Annotated in this window: 14 protein-coding genes and 2 tRNA genes; 10 read left to right on the top strand and 6 right to left on the bottom strand. The window is 67.5% G+C overall.

Annotated features, from left to right (window positions below):
* The first annotated feature begins 180 nt into the window (after positions 1-180).
* From ACJASC_RS04025 to ACJASC_RS04015, 3 genes are read left to right on the top strand one after another with little or no spacing between them, the layout of a single operon-like run.
* Entirely contained in the window at positions 181-1737 is a 1557-nt protein-coding gene (locus ACJASC_RS04025) for a pilus assembly protein TadG-related protein (protein ID WP_415143749.1), read from the top strand.
* Positions 1734-2264, top strand: coding sequence for a TadE/TadG family type IV pilus assembly protein (locus tag ACJASC_RS04020; RefSeq protein ID WP_415143747.1), 531 nt, complete (start codon positions 1734-1736; stop codon positions 2262-2264). Before ACJASC_RS04025 ends, ACJASC_RS04020 begins: the two co-directional genes overlap by 4 nt.
* Positions 2261-2854: a TadE/TadG family type IV pilus assembly protein gene (locus ACJASC_RS04015; RefSeq protein WP_415143745.1), complete on the top strand. Its 594-nt coding sequence runs from the start codon at positions 2261-2263 to the stop codon at positions 2852-2854. Before ACJASC_RS04020 ends, ACJASC_RS04015 begins: the two co-directional genes overlap by 4 nt.
* Here the strand turns inward: ACJASC_RS04015 and ACJASC_RS04010 are convergent.
* Positions 2851-3321 (bottom strand): hypothetical protein, encoded by a 471-nt coding sequence (locus ACJASC_RS04010; RefSeq protein ID WP_415143743.1) that lies wholly within the window; start codon positions 3319-3321, stop codon positions 2851-2853. The genes ACJASC_RS04015 and ACJASC_RS04010 overlap by 4 nt on opposite strands.
* 164 nt (positions 3322-3485) lie before the next feature.
* On the opposite strand from ACJASC_RS04010, the gene ACJASC_RS04005 reads away from it, so the two are divergent.
* The 7 genes from ACJASC_RS04005 to gndA all read left to right on the top strand — a co-directional run bounded on the left by ACJASC_RS04005 (position 3486) and on the right by gndA (position 10122).
* Positions 3486-3869, top strand: a complete 384-nt coding sequence (locus ACJASC_RS04005) for a hypothetical protein (protein ID WP_415143741.1) — start codon at positions 3486-3488, stop codon at positions 3867-3869.
* Between the two features lie 63 nt (positions 3870-3932).
* Positions 3933-5219 (top strand): homoserine dehydrogenase, encoded by a 1287-nt coding sequence (locus ACJASC_RS04000; protein WP_415143739.1) that lies wholly within the window; start codon positions 3933-3935, stop codon positions 5217-5219.
* Between the two features lie 169 nt (positions 5220-5388).
* On the top strand, positions 5389-6372 hold the full coding sequence (glpX, locus tag ACJASC_RS03995) for a class II fructose-bisphosphatase (RefSeq protein WP_415143737.1): 984 nt from the start codon (positions 5389-5391) through the stop codon (positions 6370-6372).
* Positions 6373-6526: 154 nt separating this feature from the next.
* Positions 6527-8272, top strand: a complete 1746-nt coding sequence (gene recJ, locus ACJASC_RS03990) for a single-stranded-DNA-specific exonuclease RecJ (protein ID WP_415143735.1) — start codon at positions 6527-6529, stop codon at positions 8270-8272.
* A 99-nt stretch (positions 8273-8371) separates the two neighbouring features.
* Positions 8372-8446: transfer RNA gene (locus tag ACJASC_RS03985), tRNA-Glu, on the top strand.
* A gap of 50 nt (positions 8447-8496) precedes the next feature.
* A tRNA-Glu gene (locus ACJASC_RS03980) sits at positions 8497-8571 on the top strand.
* Positions 8572-8703: 132 nt separating this feature from the next.
* Positions 8704-10122 carry an NADP-dependent phosphogluconate dehydrogenase gene (gene gndA, locus ACJASC_RS03975; protein WP_415143733.1) on the top strand — a complete coding sequence of 473 codons (1419 nt, stop codon included), beginning with the start codon at positions 8704-8706 and terminating at the stop codon, positions 10120-10122.
* 99 nt (positions 10123-10221) lie between these two features.
* On the opposite strand, the gene ACJASC_RS03970 is transcribed toward gndA, so the two are convergent.
* The 5 genes from ACJASC_RS03970 to ACJASC_RS03950 all read right to left on the bottom strand — a co-directional run bounded on the left by ACJASC_RS03970 (position 10222) and on the right by ACJASC_RS03950 (position 14994).
* Entirely contained in the window at positions 10222-10380 is a 159-nt protein-coding gene (locus tag ACJASC_RS03970; RefSeq protein ID WP_415143731.1) for a hypothetical protein, read from the bottom strand.
* Positions 10377-11756: an amidase gene (locus ACJASC_RS03965; protein ID WP_415143729.1), complete on the bottom strand. Its 1380-nt coding sequence runs from the start codon at positions 11754-11756 to the stop codon at positions 10377-10379. The genes ACJASC_RS03970 and ACJASC_RS03965 overlap by 4 nt, the downstream gene beginning before the upstream one ends.
* Positions 11746-13167: a TRAP transporter large permease gene (locus tag ACJASC_RS03960; protein WP_021695112.1), complete on the bottom strand. Its 1422-nt coding sequence runs from the start codon at positions 13165-13167 to the stop codon at positions 11746-11748. The genes ACJASC_RS03965 and ACJASC_RS03960 overlap by 11 nt, the downstream gene beginning before the upstream one ends.
* 40 nt (positions 13168-13207) lie before the next feature.
* The gene (locus ACJASC_RS03955; protein WP_415143726.1) at positions 13208-13795 is read right to left on the bottom strand and encodes a TRAP transporter small permease subunit; all 588 of its coding nucleotides are present in this window, start codon (positions 13793-13795) and stop codon (positions 13208-13210) included.
* Positions 13796-13857: 62 nt separating this feature from the next.
* Complete coding sequence (locus tag ACJASC_RS03950; protein ID WP_415143724.1) at positions 13858-14994, bottom strand: TRAP transporter substrate-binding protein; 1137 nt, start codon at positions 14992-14994, stop codon at positions 13858-13860.
* Between the last annotated feature and the right edge of the window lie 132 nt (positions 14995-15126).

Here is a 15126-nt window from a genome sequence, read left to right as displayed (position 1 = left end):
GTTGCCTGTGTCTGAATTTCAGGAAACCCCGCCATGACCCCGCTCCGTCCTTTCAGTCGAGATAGCCAGCGTAGGACCGGCCTGCGCGCCTTTTGGCAAGTTCAGGTCCCGCGCGCCTTCCGGCAAGTGCATGCTCTGCGGGCCTTCCGGCAAGTGCATGCTCTGCGGGCCTTCCGGCGAGTGCATGTTCTGCGCGCCTTCCGGCGCGACGAAAACGGCTCGATCATCATCTTCTCGCTCTTCGTCTTCGTGATCATGATGGCTTTGGGCGGGCTCGGGGTCGACACGATGCGCACCGAAACGGCGCGGACGGAGCTGCAATCCACCCTCGACCGCGCCGTGCTCGCCGCCGCGGACCTGCAACAGACCCGCGACCCCGAGGCCGTGGTGCGCGACTATTTCGTCAAGGCGGGCTTTTCGGCGGACCTGCCGAACGTGCAGGTGGTGCAGGGCCTGAACTCCCGCACCGTGCGCGCCAGCGCCGCCCTGCCCGTCTCGACCACCTTCCTGCGGATCATCGGCATCGACAGCTTCAATGCCCCTGCCGTCGGCTCCGCCACGGAATCGGCATCGGATGTGGAGATCAGCCTTGTGCTGGACGTCTCCGGCTCGATGAACTCCAACAACCGCCTGCCCCGCCTCAAGACCGCGGGGCATGAATTCATCGACACGATGTTCGACAGCATCGCCACCGAAAATCTCGCGATCTCGCTAGTCCCCTATTCCACGCAGGTCAATATCGGCGCCGATCTCGCTTCGGCGGCCAATGTGGCGATCACGCATGGCTACAGCTACTGCGTCGACCTGCCGCCCACCGCCTATGACACGACCTGGCCCTCGCCTGTGGCGATGGTGCAGGCGGGGCATTTCGATATGTCCGGCTATAGCCCCCAAGCCTCGACCTCGTCGTACACCCCCTATGGCAGCATGAGTGCGACCACCCTGAACTGCCGCACCGGTAGCGGCTTCGAGGTGCTGCCTTGGTCGAATGCCCGCCAGACCCTCAAGACCCGCATCACCGGGCTGACCGCCGATGGCTGGACCTCGATCGAGATGGGGGTGAATTGGGGTCTGGCGCTGCTCGACCCGGTGGCGCGCGGCGCTCTGACGTCGATGATCTCGCGCGGAAAGGTCTCGCCGACATTGGCAAGCTGGCCACGCGGTTTCCTAGGCACCGAGGCCATGAAGGTGCTGGTGGTGATGACCGATGGCGCCAACACCTATGATTTCCGGCTCAAATCGCCCTACAGCAGGAACGATCTTTCGGATGTCTGGCTCTACGGCACCGACGAATATGTCGTGAAGGTCAGCAATTCCCGGTATTTCCGCGCCAAGAACCAAAGCTTTGCGAGCGCGCTGCCCAGCGGCGGCACGCGGCTTCGATGGTCCGAGCTGTTCGACCGGATGAGCATCCGCGAACACGCCTACCACTTGCGTGTCCAGCAGTATTCGAACTCGGCCGAGAGGCAGGCGGAATGGACCAAGTGGACCTCCATCGTCGAGCATTCGGACGCCGCCGAAAAGAACGCGAGGCTGAGCCGGATCTGCGCCGCCGCCCGCGCGCAGGGGGTGGTGATCTTCACCATCGGCTTCGAAGCGGATGAGCCCGGCGCGGTGACGGCCATGGCCGACTGCGCCTCGTCGCCCTCGCATTTCTACCGGGTCGAGGGGCTGCAGATCAGCTCCGCCTTCACCTCCATCGCGAGCCAGATCAAGGCGCTGAGGTTGGTCCAATGACACGTGTTCTGCATGCCCTGTCCCGCCTGATCCGTACCCGCGACGGATCGGTCGGGATCGAGTTCGTGATGATCGTGCCGGTGCTGCTGATGATGATCACCAGCAGCTTCGAACTGGGCATGGTGACGATGCGGCAGGTGATGCTCGACCGGGGCCTCGACCTGACGGTGCGCGACATTCGGCTCGGGGCGATCGTGCCGGTGACGCATGAGACCGTGGGCGCGTCGATTTGCGACCACGCGCTGATTCTGCCCGATTGCCTGAACAACCTGCGCCTCGAGATGATACCGCTCGACCCGCGCGCCTGGATCGCGCCGCCCGGCACGGCCGATTGCGTCGATCGGGCCGACGCGTCGGTGCCGCTGCGCCGTTTCACCGCCGGGGTCCAGAACGAGCTGATGCTGCTGCGCGCCTGCTCGCTCTTTGATCCGTATTTTCCCACCAGCGGCTTTGGCGCGCAGCTGTCGGATCAGGCGGGCGGCACCTATGCGCTGGTGTCGGCCTCGGCTTTCGTGATCGAACCATGAGCGCGCTTCGCAACCTGATGGCCCGGCTGCGCCGCCGCGAGGACGGGGCGATGATCGTCGAGCTCGTAATCATGCTGCCGCTGCTGCTGTGGTGCTTTGCCGGGTCATGGGTGTTCTTCGACGCCTACCGCACCAAGGCGGTCAACGAACGCGCGGCCTACATGATCGGCGACGCGCTCTCCCGCGAGACGGGTTATGTCACCCCGGTCTATCTCACCAGCTTCAAGGCGCTGCAGGATCTCCTCGTCGACGGCCGCCCGACCCGGCTTCGGGTCAGCGTGTTCAGCTATGACGCCGCGCGCGACAGCTACACCGTGCGTTGGTCGCTTCCCGTGGGCGGCGACCTGTCCGGCATCGATCTCGCGGTGCTCGATGATTTCAAGCTCGAGCAGATGCGCGACCAGCTGCCGGTGATGCCGGATGGCGAGGTCGCCACGATGGTCGAGAGCTGGATCGACTACACGCCGCTGTTCGACGTGGGCCTCGACCCCTTCACCTTCGAGGAGGTGGCCGTGACCCGGCCGCGCTTTGCCGGGCAGCTGTGCTTCAACGACAGCCTCGCCGGATTGCCGCTCGACGCGCTCTGCTAGGGGATCGGCGCGGCGCGGTCGCCAAGGCGCATCTCGATCGCCTCGGCCATCGCCTTGGCCGCCGCCGCGGAGGTGACACCGCCCACGCCGAGCCGGTGGCCGAACCGCCACCACATGCCCGGTTTCCAGGCCCGCGCCCCGGCGCGCGCCAGCCGCAGCGTGAAGCCATTCGAGGGCTTGAGCGAGAAACTGCCACGCTCGACGCCGATGATGTCCTCCCACCGCGCGAGCACGACGCCCGTGCTGTCGACAAGACCGGTCTCGTCGAGCCGCAGCGCGTGCCGGGTGGCGCGGCGCAGGGTCTCTCCCGCCGCCATGCCGCACAGCCCCAGCGTCAGCAGCGCCGCCGACCAGGCAAGGCCGGGCGTGTCGGACAGTGCCGAATAGAGCGCCACGCCGCCAAAGCCATAGAGCACCCCCACCGCCATCGCCCGGCGCGCAGGTGCCGCCTGCAATTCGATCTCCATCCGCCCCGTCTCCGCTGTCTTTCCGCGGGCATAGCCCGGCCCCGTTTCCCCGTCACCCCCCCCTGTCATGCCTCGGACGACCCTTTCGAAACGGGCAGGGTGAGGTGCGCTTGTTCCCCTCCCCCGGCGCGGACTAGACTGCGCCACCCAGACCCGGACCCCAGATGCCCCGCTTACTGCCATCCGTCGCCCTCGCCCTGCTCATGGCGGGATGCACGCAATTTCCCGAAATCGACGCCCGTGTCCCCGAGGCCGAGCGCAATGCGCCGCCGCCCCGCCTCATCCCGCTGGCGCCGCTTCTGGCCCGCGCCGACGCGGCCACGCTGCAAAGCCGGGTCTCGCCCGAAGCGGGGGCTGCGCTCGAGGCGCGCGCGGCCACGCTTTCCGAGCGTCCCGTCCCGACGGCGACGGCCCGGACGCCCGATGCCGCCGCCCGGCTGGCCGCGCTTTCGGCCCGGGCCGAGGCGCTGCGCGAGGGCGCGGTGATCGCGCAGGACACGCGCGCACGGATGGATGCGGGCGTGACCCTGCCTGCCGCGTTGCAGTGAGGCCCTTCACGGGCTAACAGTCGCGCGCATCAATTCGCACGCAAGACAGACCGGAGCCTTCCCATGACCTCTCCCCTTCGCCTCGGAATCGCCGGTCTCGGAACCGTCGGCGCAGGGGTCGTGCGCATCGTGCAGGAGCACCCCGAACTGCTCGCCGCCCGCGCCGGCCGCGCGGTGGAGATCACCGCCGTCTCGGCGCGAGACCGGACCCGCGACCGGGGCGTCGATCTTTCGGCCTATGCTTGGGAGGACGACGCGGCCACGCTCGCCGCGCGCGACGATGTCGACGTGGTGCTGGAGTTGATGGGCGGTCATGACGGCATCGCCAAGTCGGTCGTCGAGATCGCGCTCGATCACGGCAAGGACGTGGTCACCGCCAACAAGGCGCTGCTCGCCCATCACGGTCAGGCGCTGGCCGAACGGGCCGAGGCGCAGGGCCGGGTAATCCGTTTCGAGGCCGCGGTCGCGGGCGGCATCCCGGTGATCAAGGCGCTTACCGAATCGCTGGCGGGCAACGAGATGACCCGCGTGATGGGCGTGATGAACGGCACCTGCAATTACATCCTGACCCGGATGCAGAGCGCCGGCCTGCCCTATGACGCGGTGTTTCAGGAGGCCGCCGATCTGGGCTATCTCGAAGCTGATCCGCAGCTCGATGTGGGCGGCATCGATGCTGGTCACAAGCTGGCGCTGCTGGCCGCGATCGCCTTCGGCACGCGCGTCGATTTTTCGGGCGTCGAACTCGAAGGCATCGGCGCGATCACCATCGAGGACATCACTCACGCCGCCGACATGGGCTTCCGCATCAAGCTTTTGGGCGTGGCGCAGATGACCGGTCGCGGGCTGGAGCAGCGCATGTCGCCCTGCCTCGTGCCCGCCTCCTCGCCGTTGGGCCAGCTTGAGGGTGGCACCAACATGGTGGTGCTCGAAGGCGACGCGATCGGCCAGGTGGTGCTGCGCGGCCCCGGCGCAGGCGCGGGCCCGACCGCGAGCGCGGTGATGGGCGATGTCATGGACCTCGCCCGTGGGCTTCGGCTGCCGGTGTTCGGCCAGCCCGCCACCGGCCTGCGCGCCGCCCGCGCGGCGCAGGCCGCCGTGCCCGCGCCCTACTACCTGCGCATGCGCCTGCTCGACAAACCCGGCGCGCTCGCCAAGGTGGCCAAGGTGCTGGGCGAGGCCGGCATCTCGATCGACCGGATGCGCCAATACGACCACGAGGATGTCTCGGCTCCGGTGCTGATCGTGACCCACAAGACCACGCGCTCGGCGCTCGAAGAGGCGCTGTCGGGCTTCGAGGTCACCGGCGTGGTGCAGGGCGACCCGGTGGCGATCCGCATAGAGCAGGTCTGACGGCAGGGGCGCCTGCCCCATCCGATCTCGTGGCTTTCCGAGGCAATGGCCGGAGGCGCGCCATCCCTCTGCGCACCGTTTGCGCAAACATCGGCGCGCGCGCTTGTCAGCGCGATGGTGGCCCGGTTAGGTCGAGGCAACGCTTCACGATGACCCGAGGACACCCCCGATGCCCCAAGCCCCCGAATTTCATGATCGCATGCTGTCGCTCGGCCTCGCCCGGGTGTCGGAGGCCGCGGCCATCGCCTGCGCGCCGCTGATCGGGCGCGGCGACGAGAAGGCCGCCGATCAGGCCGCCGTCAACGCCATGCGCACCCAGCTCAACATGCTCGACATCGCGGGCACCGTGGTGATCGGGGAGGGCGAGCGTGACGAGGCGCCGATGCTCTATATCGGCGAGGAGGTCGGAACCGGCGAAGGCCCCGCCGTGGACATCGCCCTCGACCCGCTCGAGGGCACGACGCTGACCGCAAAGGACATGCCCAATGCGCTCACCGTGATCGCGATGGGGCCGCGCGGCTCTATGCTGCACGCGCCCGACGTCTACATGGACAAGCTTGCCATCGGGCCGGGCTTCGCGCCGGGCGTGGTGACGCTCGACATGACCCCCTCCGAGCGGGTCGCGGCGCTGGCAAAGGCCAAGGGTACGAGCGCGGGTGACATCACCGTCTGCGTGCTCGAGCGGCCGCGCCACGAGGAGATGATCGCCGAGTTGCGCGCCACCGGCGCGGCGATCCGGCTTATCACCGATGGCGACGTCGCGGGCGTCATGCACTGCGCCGAGCCGTCCAAGACCGGCATCGACATGTACATGGGCTCCGGCGGTGCGCCCGAGGGCGTGCTCGCGGCGGCGGCGCTCAAATGCATGGGCGGGCAGATCTTTGGCCGGCTGCTGTTTCGCAACGATGACGAGGTGGGCCGCGCTCGCAAAGCCGGAATCGAGGATCTCGACCGGATCTATGCGCGTGACGAGCTTGTCACCGGCGACGTGATCTTTGCCGCCACCGGCGTCACCGACGGCAACCTCGTGCCGGGCATCCGCCGCGACGGCGGTTACCTGACCGCCGAGACGGTGCTGATGCGCTCCAAGACCGGCTCGATGCGCCGCATGAGCTACCGCAACCCGATCGAGCGCAGCCAGCCGGGACGCTGAACCTGGCCCGAGGCAGGGGAGCGCGCTCCCCTGCCCCTTCGGAGTATTGCAAGAGCAACGTCGCCCGGGCCTCGCGCGCGCGTGACCGCGGATCACCAAGGCGGCGTCGCGTCCGGGCTTGCCTTGAGAGCCGGTTTCGCGCGACACCCTGCCCATGCCCGATTTTCTCAATGTCTCGACCTCGCTCACCGGCCGCCGCTGGGTGGGTCCCGCCGCAGAGGCCGACCGCCTCGCCCAAGCCATGGCCCAGGGCTGCGATCTGCCGCTGCCGCTGTGCCATGCCCTCGTGGGGCGCGGCGTCGCCGCCGGGGAGATGGCGAGCTTTCTTGCCCCCACATTGCGCGACCTGCTGCCCGATCCGCTGAGCCTGCGCGACATGGAGGTCGCGGCCGAGCGGGTGATGCGGGCGGTGGAGCGGCGCGAGCGCATCGCGATCTTCGCCGATTACGACGTGGATGGCGGCTCCTCTGCCGCGCTGCTGCTGGTCTGGCTGCGGCAGATGGGGCTGCGCGCGACGCTCTATATCCCCGACCGGATCGAGGAGGGCTACGGCCCCAACACCCCCGCGATGGAACGGCTCGCCCGCGATCACGACCTGATCCTCTGCGTCGACTGCGGCACCCTCAGCCACGAGCCGATCGCTGCCGCCAAGGGCGCGGATGTCGTCGTGCTCGACCACCATCTGGGCGGCGAGACGTTGCCGAATGCCGTGGCCGTGGTGAACCCCAACCGGCAGGACGAAAGCGGCGATCTGGCGCATCTGTGCGCCGCCGCGGTGGTGTTCCTGCTGCTGGTGGAGATGAACCGGCGGCTGCGCGAGGCGGGCAAGCGCGGGCCCGACCTGATGTCGATGCTCGATCTCGTGGCGCTGGCTACCGTGGCCGACGTGGCTCCGCTCATCGGCGTCAACCGGGCGCTGGTGCGCACCGGGCTTCAGGTCATGGCCAAGCGCCAGCGCGCGGGCGTCGTGGCGTTGGCCGATGTGGCGGGCCTCGACGTGCCGCCGACCGCCTATCATCTGGGCTACCTCTTGGGACCGCGCGTCAACGCGGGCGGACGCATCGGCAAATCCGACCTCGGGGCGCGGCTTCTGGCGACCGATGATCCACACGAGGCCGCGGCGCTCGCCGAAAAGCTCGACCATCTCAACCGCGAGCGCCGCGAGATCGAGGCGCGGGTGCGCGATGCTGCCATGGAGCAGGCCGAGGCGCGCGGTACCGAGGGCCCGCTCGCTTGGGCCGCGGGCGCGGGCTGGCACCCCGGCGTCGTCGGCATCGCGGCGGCCCGCATGAAGGAGGCCACCAACCGCCCCGCCGTGGTGATCGGCGTCGAGGACGGCATCGGCAAGGGCTCGGCCCGCTCGGTGCCCGGCATCGATCTGGGCGCGGCGATCCACCGGGTCGCCGCCGAAGGGCTCTTGCTGCGCGGCGGCGGCCACAAGATGGCGGCGGGTCTCACCGTTGAGGAAGGCAAGATCGAAGCCGCGATGACCCGGCTCTCGGAGCTTCTCGAAAAGCAGGGCGCCGGGGCGGGCGGACCGCGCGACCTGCGGCTCGATTCGGTGTTGATGCCGGGGGCGGCGACGGTCGATCTGATCGAGCGGATCGAGACGGCGGGCCCTTTCGGCGCCGCCGCGCCGGCACCGCGCTTCGCCTTTCCGGACGTGATGCTGCACGATGTGCGCGAGGTGGGTCAGGGCCATCTCAAGATTTCTTTCGGTGACGGCTTCGGTGCCCGGATCGACGGCATCGCCTTCGGCGCGATGGACGGACCGATGGGCTCGGCGCTGGCGCGTCATGGCGGCGCGCGGTTCCACCTGGCGGGCAAGCTCGATCTCAACATCTGGAAGGGCCGCCGTTCGGTTCAGCTCAGGCTCGACGACGCCGCACCGGCGGGCTGATTACAGGCGGGTTTTTGCCCCCACGGCAATTTCACGGATCGGCGATTTTCCCCTTGCGAGGCCGGAGCGCTTTGCCTAAACACCGCCTCACCGACGAGCGGCCCGTTCGTCTATCGGTTAGGACGCCAGGTTTTCAACCTGGAAAGAGGGGTTCGATTCCCCTACGGGCTGCCATCGGTGTACGGATCAAGGTCCCTTTGGGAAACCGGTTCCGTCGTCAGCGTGGCCCGTTCGTCTATCGGTTAGGACGCCAGGTTTTCAACCTGGAAAGAGGGGTTCGATTCCCCTACGGGCTGCCACGACGCCTCGCATCCTCCCTTCGATCCGCATCCTGCCCTTGCGCCAAGGCCCGCATTGATAGCGCGTGCTTGGTTGTTCCCATGAGCGGGCGAGGATAAAGCTGGCGCGGTATACCAGACAGGGAGGCCGCCGTGGCACAAGAGGACAAAGCGAAGATCGGCCTGATCGGCCTTGGCACAATGGGCAGCGCGCTGGCGCTCAACATCGCCGAAAAGGGCTTTCCCATCGCGGTCTGGAACCGCCGCGCCGACGTCACCCGCGCCTTCCACGCCGAAGCCGGAGAGCTGGCCGACCGGGTGATCCCGACCGAGAGCTACGAGGAACTCGTCGCTGCCATCGCCAAGCCGCGCGCGATCATCCTCATGGTGCCTGCGGGCGATCCGGTGGACGAGCAGATCGCGGCACTCAGGCCGCTGCTCGACGATGACGACATGATCATCGACGCGGGCAACGCCAATTTCCACGACACCAACCGCCGCGCGCACGAGGCGGATGGCAAGCCGTATCTCGGCATCGGCGTGTCGGGCGGCGAGGCCGGCGCGCGTCACGGGCCTGCGATCATGGGCGGTGGCGAAAAGGAGCATTGGGACCGGGTCGAGCCGATCCTCACCGCCATCGCTGCCAAGTTCAAGGGCGAGCCCTGCGCCGACTGGATGGGCCGCGAAGGCGCGGGCCACTTCGTCAAGGCGGTGCATAACGGCATCGAATACGCCGACATGCAGATGATCGCCGAAGTCTACGGCGTGATGCGCGACGGGCTCGGCATGGACGCCACCGCCATCGGCGACAGCTTTGCGCGCTTCAACGAGGGCGCGCTGCAATCCTATCTGATCGAGATTTCCTCGATCGTGGCCAAGGCCGCCGACAAGCACACCGGCCAGCCGATGATCGACCTCATCCTCGACAAGGCGGGCCAGAAGGGCACCGGTCGCTGGACCGCGATCGAGGCGCAGCATCTCGCCGCCCCGATCCCCGCGATCGAGGCCGCCGTGGTGGCGCGTAACCTGTCGAGCCGGGTCGCGGCGCGCCACGAGGGCGAGGATCTGTTCGGCGCGGCGCCCACGAAGATCCCCGAGGGCGCGGTTTCCGACGAAATGCTGGAGCGGGCGCTGATCGCGGGCAAGGTGCTGTGCTATGCGCAGGGATTCGACATGATCGCCGCCGCCTCGGAGCAGTTCGGCTGGACGCTGCCGCTTCCGGCCATCGCGCGGGTCTGGCGCGAAGGCTGCATCATCCGCTCGGCGATGCTCGACGACATGGCCGCCGCCCTCTCCGAGGACGAGGATCGCAACCTGATGCTGGCCCCGGTCTTCGCGCGGCATCTGCGCGAAGGACATGTGGCGCTGCGTGAACTGGTTGCCATTGGCGCGCGCTTCGGGCACCCGATGCCGGCGCTCTCCTCAGGGCTGAGCTATTTCGACACGATGCGCACCGCGCGCGGCACCGCCAACATGATCCAGGCGCAGCGCGACTATTTCGGCGAGCATGGCTTCGAGCGCACCGACGACGTGGATGACAGCCATGGACCGTGGCACGGTCACGGCGTCTGAGGCCCTGACACGGCGACGCCGCACGCCTGTAACGGCGGGCGGCGTCACATCGGGAACGCCGGGTCGCCCTATCAGGGACCCGGCGTTTTCATGCGCGGATCAGGTGTCGAACGAGGTGGAGAACACGTCCCACAGCACCAGCGCCACAGTCACTGCGAGCACGGCGCCCAGATCGAGACGCGGGATATGCCACAGCATGATCCCCAGAAAGCCCAAGAAAAAGGCCAGCGCCACGTAGGTCATGATACGCCTGATCATAGGTCGGTCTCCTCGGAGATGAGCCCTTCGAGCCAGCGCGCGGTGCGCAGGAGCCGGGCGTCGTCACTACGCCTGCCGATCAGCTGCGCGCCTATCGGCAGGCCGGTTTCGGATTGCAGGATCGGCACGGTCACGGCGGGGGTGCCGCACAGCGTCCAGAGCCCGTTGAAGATCGCATCACCGGTGCTGGCATGCCCCTCGGGGGCCGGGCCGAGTGCTGCGGGGGCGAGGATGGCGTCGCACCTCTCGAAGATTTCGTCGAGACCGGCATAGAGCACATCCGGCCAGTCAAGCGCCGAGATGTAGTCGCGCGCGGGAATGTCCTTGCCACGGTCGAGCGCGCCGCGCATCTCCTCCGAGAGCCGGTCCCTGCCCCGCTTTTCATAGCTGTAATAGGACTTGGCCATCTCTGCGAGGTTGATCCTCTCGCGGATCTCGGCGGCCTCATCGAAGATCCCCGGCAGCGCCGTCTCGAAGCACCGCTCTCCCAGCGCCTCGACCAGCTCTTCCAGCGCGGCCTTGGTGTCGGCATCGGCCCGGTCCCAGCCCGGCGGGCGCAGGAAGGCCAGCGTTGGGCGCACCGGCGGCGCGGTCATCGCGGTGGCATGCAGATGCGGCGGTGGCGCGAGGACGGTGGCGCGGTCGTTCGCGTCAAAGCCAAAGAGAACCTCGGCCAGAAGCGCCGCGTCCTCGATGCTGCGGGTGAAGACGCCGATGGTGTCGAGCGAGGGAGATTGGCTCAGAACCCCTGTGCGGGGGATCGCGCCGAAACTCGGCTTGAACCCGACCGTGCCACAGAAGGCGGCGGGTCGGATCACCGAGCCGCCGGTCTGGGTACCGACCGCGAGGGGCACCATGCCCGCCGCGACGGCTGCGGCCGACCCCGAGGAGGAGCCGCCCGGCGTGCGGGCGGCGTCATGCGGGTTGCGAGTCTTGCCGGGATGCAGGAACGCCAGCTCCGCGGTCACGGTCTTGCCGATGACAATGGCCCCCGCCGCGCGTAGCCGGGTGACGAGCGCGGCATCGGCCTCGGGCACGCGCCCCTCATCGAGAGGCGTGCCGTTCTGCGTCGGCATCCGGGCGGTGTCGATCACGTCCTTGAGCGCGACGGGCAGCCCGTGCAGCGGCCCGGTGGGCCGCCCCGAACGCCGCTGCGCGTCGAGCGCCTCGGCCTGCTTCAGCGCATGGCCGCCATCGAGCCAGGCCCAAGCCTGCACCTCGGGTTCGAGCGCCGCGATCCGCTCGAGGCAGGCCCTAACCAAGTCGGTGGCCTGAAGCGCGCCTGCCGCCATCCGGTCGCGCAGCTCGCGCGCCGAGAGGTCGAGCATGGGCACATGGCCCTTGGGCATCGCGGCCTTCTTCAGCTCACCGGCCATAGAACAGCTCCGGCAGGCCGAAGACCAGCTGCGGGAAGATGTAGACCAGCACCATCGACACCATCACCATGGCGAGGAACGGCAGGATCCCCTTGAAGATCTGCGTCAGCCGCACTTCCGGCGGGGCGATGCCCTTGAGGTAGTAGGCCGACATCGCCATCGGCGGCGTCAGGAACGAGGTCTGCAGGTTCAGCGCCACGAGGATGCCGAAGAACAGCGGATCGACCCCGAAGATCTCCAGCAGCGGCAGGAAGATCGGCACGAAGATGATGATGATCTCCGACCATTCCAGTGGCCAGCCGAGCAGGAAGATGATCAACTGCGCGAGGATCAGGAACTGGATCGGCGTCAAGTCGAGACCCGAAACCCATTCCGAGATCAGATGCTCGCCGCCTAGATAGGAAAAGACCGAACTGAAGATGTAGGAGCCGACGAAGAGCCAGCACACCATTGCCGTGGTCCGCACCGTGAGATAGACGCTTTCGCGCAGCCGCTCGAAGGTCATCGCGCGGTAGAGCACCGCCAGCACCATGCCACCCAGAGCGCCGATCGCGGCCGCTTCGGTAGGGGTGGCGAGGCCGAACAGGATCGAGCCCAGCACCGACAGGATCAGCACCGCCAGCGGGAAGAAGGAGGTGAAGAGCATCCACAGCAGCTTGCCGATGGGCACGTCCGGCACTTCTTCCTTGGTCGGGCGCGGTGCGACCGAAGGCTGCAGGATCGAACGGCCGATCACGTAGGTCAGGTAGAGACCCACGAGCACGAGGCCCGGCAGCAGCGCCCCTGCATAGAGCCGCACGATCGACACGCCAGAGGCCGCCGCATAGACGATCAGCATGATCGAGGGCGGGATCAGGATGCCCAACGTGCCGCCCGCGCAGATGATGCCGGTGGCGAAGGAGGTGTCGTAGCGCGCCTTGAGCATGGCGGGCAGCGCCAGAAGTCCCATCAGCGTCACCACCGCGCCGACGATGCCGGTGGCCGTGGCGAAGAGCGCGCAGGTGATGAGAGCAGCGACGCCCATCGAGCCGGGCACGTTCTTGGACGCGATGTTGAGCGTGGTGAACAGCCGGTCGACGATGTTGGCGCGCTCGACGATGTAGCCCATGAAGAGAAACAGCGGCACCGCCGTCAGCACCTCGTTCGACATCACCGTATAGGTCTGGTTGATGAAAAGGTCGAAGACGCGGTTGTTGAGAAAGCCGTCGATCCAGGTCGAGGTGCTCTCCCACCAACTCGCGATCTCGGGATCGAGCCGGTCGTAGTCGCGCCACATGCGGCCGGCGTCGAAATAGGCGAAATAGCCAAAGCCGATGCCGAGCGCCATCAACGTGAAGGCGATGGGAAAGCCCAGAAAGACGAGGCAGATGAAGACGCCCAGCATCATCAGGGCGATTTGCGGTTCGGTCACGTGCGTGCGCTCCGTATCGGGTTAACGCGGAAGCCGCGCGTCATTTCATGTCCGGGTGATCGGAGGCGGCGGTCATCTGCTTCATCAGCAGCGCCTCGGTCTCCTCGACGTCCTCGGCGGCCTCGAGCCAGACCCCGTCGCGCATCGCGAGGATGCAGCGGAACAGCTGGGCCAGCCCTTGGACAGCCAGCAGCACGCCCGCGACGACGATCACCGATTTGAACTGGTAGATCGGCACGCCCGCGGGGCTGTTCACCGAGACCTCGCCGAAGCGCCAGGACTTCTCGGCATACTTCCAGCCCGCGAAGATGAGGGCGAGCACGCCGGGGAAGAAGAAGATGATGTAGAGAAAGCCATCGACCGCCGCCTGCACCCTGACCGGCCAGAGCCGGTAGAGGAAGTCGCCGCGCACATGGCCGCCGCGCGACAGCGTGTAGGCGCCGCCGAGCATGAACAACGTGCCGTACATGATGAAGGAGACGTCGAGCGCCCAAGGCGTGGGCGAACCCAGCACGTAGCGCACGAAGACTTCGTAGCTGACCCCGAAGGTCATCAGCACGATGAGCCAGCCGAAAACCTTGCCGAAAGCGGCGGAAAGGGCATCGGCGAATTTGATATATCCGAGCATTCGCGTCCCGTATGGATGAGGGCCCGGCGACGCGCTCGCGTCGCCGGGCGGTCAGGTCAGGCTCAGAGCGCGAGCTTGCCGGGGTAGTAGTGCTCGTAGGCGAGCTGGTAGTCCGGCGAGTTCATCAGCGTGTAGTAGGTCACGCGCTCGACCCATTCGCGCTGGCTGTCGAGCACCCGCTTCATGAAGTCGTCCTGCTCGAGCTCGGGGATCAGCGCGTCCCAGGCGTCGATCTGTGCCGCGAGGATCTCCTGCGGAGTCCGGCGCACCGTGACGCCGCTCTCGGAGAGCTTCTGCAGATCGCGCGAATACTGGTCGAGCGCCTGGGCGCTGTTCGCGGTGGACGCCGCCTCGACCGAATGGCGCAGGATCGCCTGCAGATCCGGGTCGAGCCCTTCGAGGAAGCTCTTGGAGAACAGGAACTCGAAGCTCTCGGAAGCCTGGTGATAGGACGAGAGGTAGTAGTTCTTGGCCACGTCCTGCGCGCCGAAGCGGCTGTCGGAGGTCGGGTTGTTGAACTCGAAGGCGTCGATCACGCCGCGCTCCATGGCGGGGACGATCTCGCCACCCGGAAGCTGGGCGACCGACATGCCCATCGACTGCATCAGGTCGGCCGCGAGACCGACGGTGCGGTACTTCAGGCCCTTGATGTCGGAGACGCCGGTGACCTCATTCTTGAACCAGCCGAAGGGCTGCGCCGGCATCGGGAAGCCGAGCAGGCCCACCACGTCGAGGCCCATCGTTTCCATCAGCTCGGCGTAGAACTCCTCGCCGCCGCCGGCATAGAACCAGCCCAGCATGGTGTCGGCCGATCCGCCAAAGACGGGGCCGGTGCCGAACAGCGAAGCGGCCTTGTTCTTGCCGTACCAGTAGACCGGCACCGAATGCGCCATGTCGATCAGGCCGTCGCTCACCGCGTCCATCACCTGGAACGCCGCGACCACGGCGCCCGCGGGCAGCACGTCGACCTTGAGACGGCCGCCGGACATCGCCTCGACGCGGTCGGCATAGGCCTGCGCCATCTCCTGCCAGATATCCGAAGCCGGCCAGGAAGTCTGCAGCTTGACCACGATCGGGCTCTGCGCGAGCACGGCGGGGGCGGCGAGGCCACCGGCGGCGGTGACGCCCGCGCCGAGCGCACCCTTGCGCAGGAACGAACGCCGCGAGACCTGTGCCGTCTTCTTAGGGGTAACTGTCATGAACTCCTCCCAGATATTCTCACTGTGCCACGCACTCCCCCGCATGGCTGCCGCGATCATCTTGGTTTGGCCCCGCAAAGGCAACTGGTAATTTTTGTTGACCACTTTGCGATGTCGGCTACGGCTTGTTCC

Origin of the sequence: Limimaricola cinnabarinus, assembly GCF_047631075.1 — a bacterium.
GTDB lineage: Bacteria > Pseudomonadota > Alphaproteobacteria > Rhodobacterales > Rhodobacteraceae > Limimaricola > Limimaricola cinnabarinus.
The sequence above is the reverse complement of the archived record's forward strand: the minus strand, read 5'-3'. Positions and strand labels throughout refer to the sequence as shown.

Excerpts from the sequence above, each read along its gene's own strand:
- ACJASC_RS03950 (WP_415143724.1), bottom strand. The coding sequence starts at position 14,994 with ATGACAGTTACCCCTAAGAAGACGGCACAGGTCTCGCGGCGTTCGTTC.
- glpX (WP_415143737.1), top strand. The coding sequence starts at position 5,389 with ATGCCCCAAGCCCCCGAATTTCATGATCGCATGCTGTCGCTCGGCCTC.
- ACJASC_RS03955 (WP_415143726.1), bottom strand. The coding sequence starts at position 13,795 with ATGCTCGGATATATCAAATTCGCCGATGCCCTTTCCGCCGCTTTCGGC.
- ACJASC_RS04020 (WP_415143747.1), top strand. The coding sequence starts at position 1,734 with ATGACACGTGTTCTGCATGCCCTGTCCCGCCTGATCCGTACCCGCGAC.
- ACJASC_RS03965 (WP_415143729.1), bottom strand. The coding sequence starts at position 11,756 with ATGGCCGGTGAGCTGAAGAAGGCCGCGATGCCCAAGGGCCATGTGCCC.
- ACJASC_RS04010 (WP_415143743.1), bottom strand. The coding sequence starts at position 3,321 with ATGGAGATCGAATTGCAGGCGGCACCTGCGCGCCGGGCGATGGCGGTG.
- ACJASC_RS04000 (WP_415143739.1), top strand. The coding sequence starts at position 3,933 with ATGACCTCTCCCCTTCGCCTCGGAATCGCCGGTCTCGGAACCGTCGGC.
- recJ (WP_415143735.1), top strand. The coding sequence starts at position 6,527 with ATGCCCGATTTTCTCAATGTCTCGACCTCGCTCACCGGCCGCCGCTGG.
- ACJASC_RS04015 (WP_415143745.1), top strand. The coding sequence starts at position 2,261 with ATGAGCGCGCTTCGCAACCTGATGGCCCGGCTGCGCCGCCGCGAGGAC.
- ACJASC_RS03970 (WP_415143731.1), bottom strand. The coding sequence starts at position 10,380 with ATGATCAGGCGTATCATGACCTACGTGGCGCTGGCCTTTTTCTTGGGC.
- ACJASC_RS04005 (WP_415143741.1), top strand. The coding sequence starts at position 3,486 with ATGCCCCGCTTACTGCCATCCGTCGCCCTCGCCCTGCTCATGGCGGGA.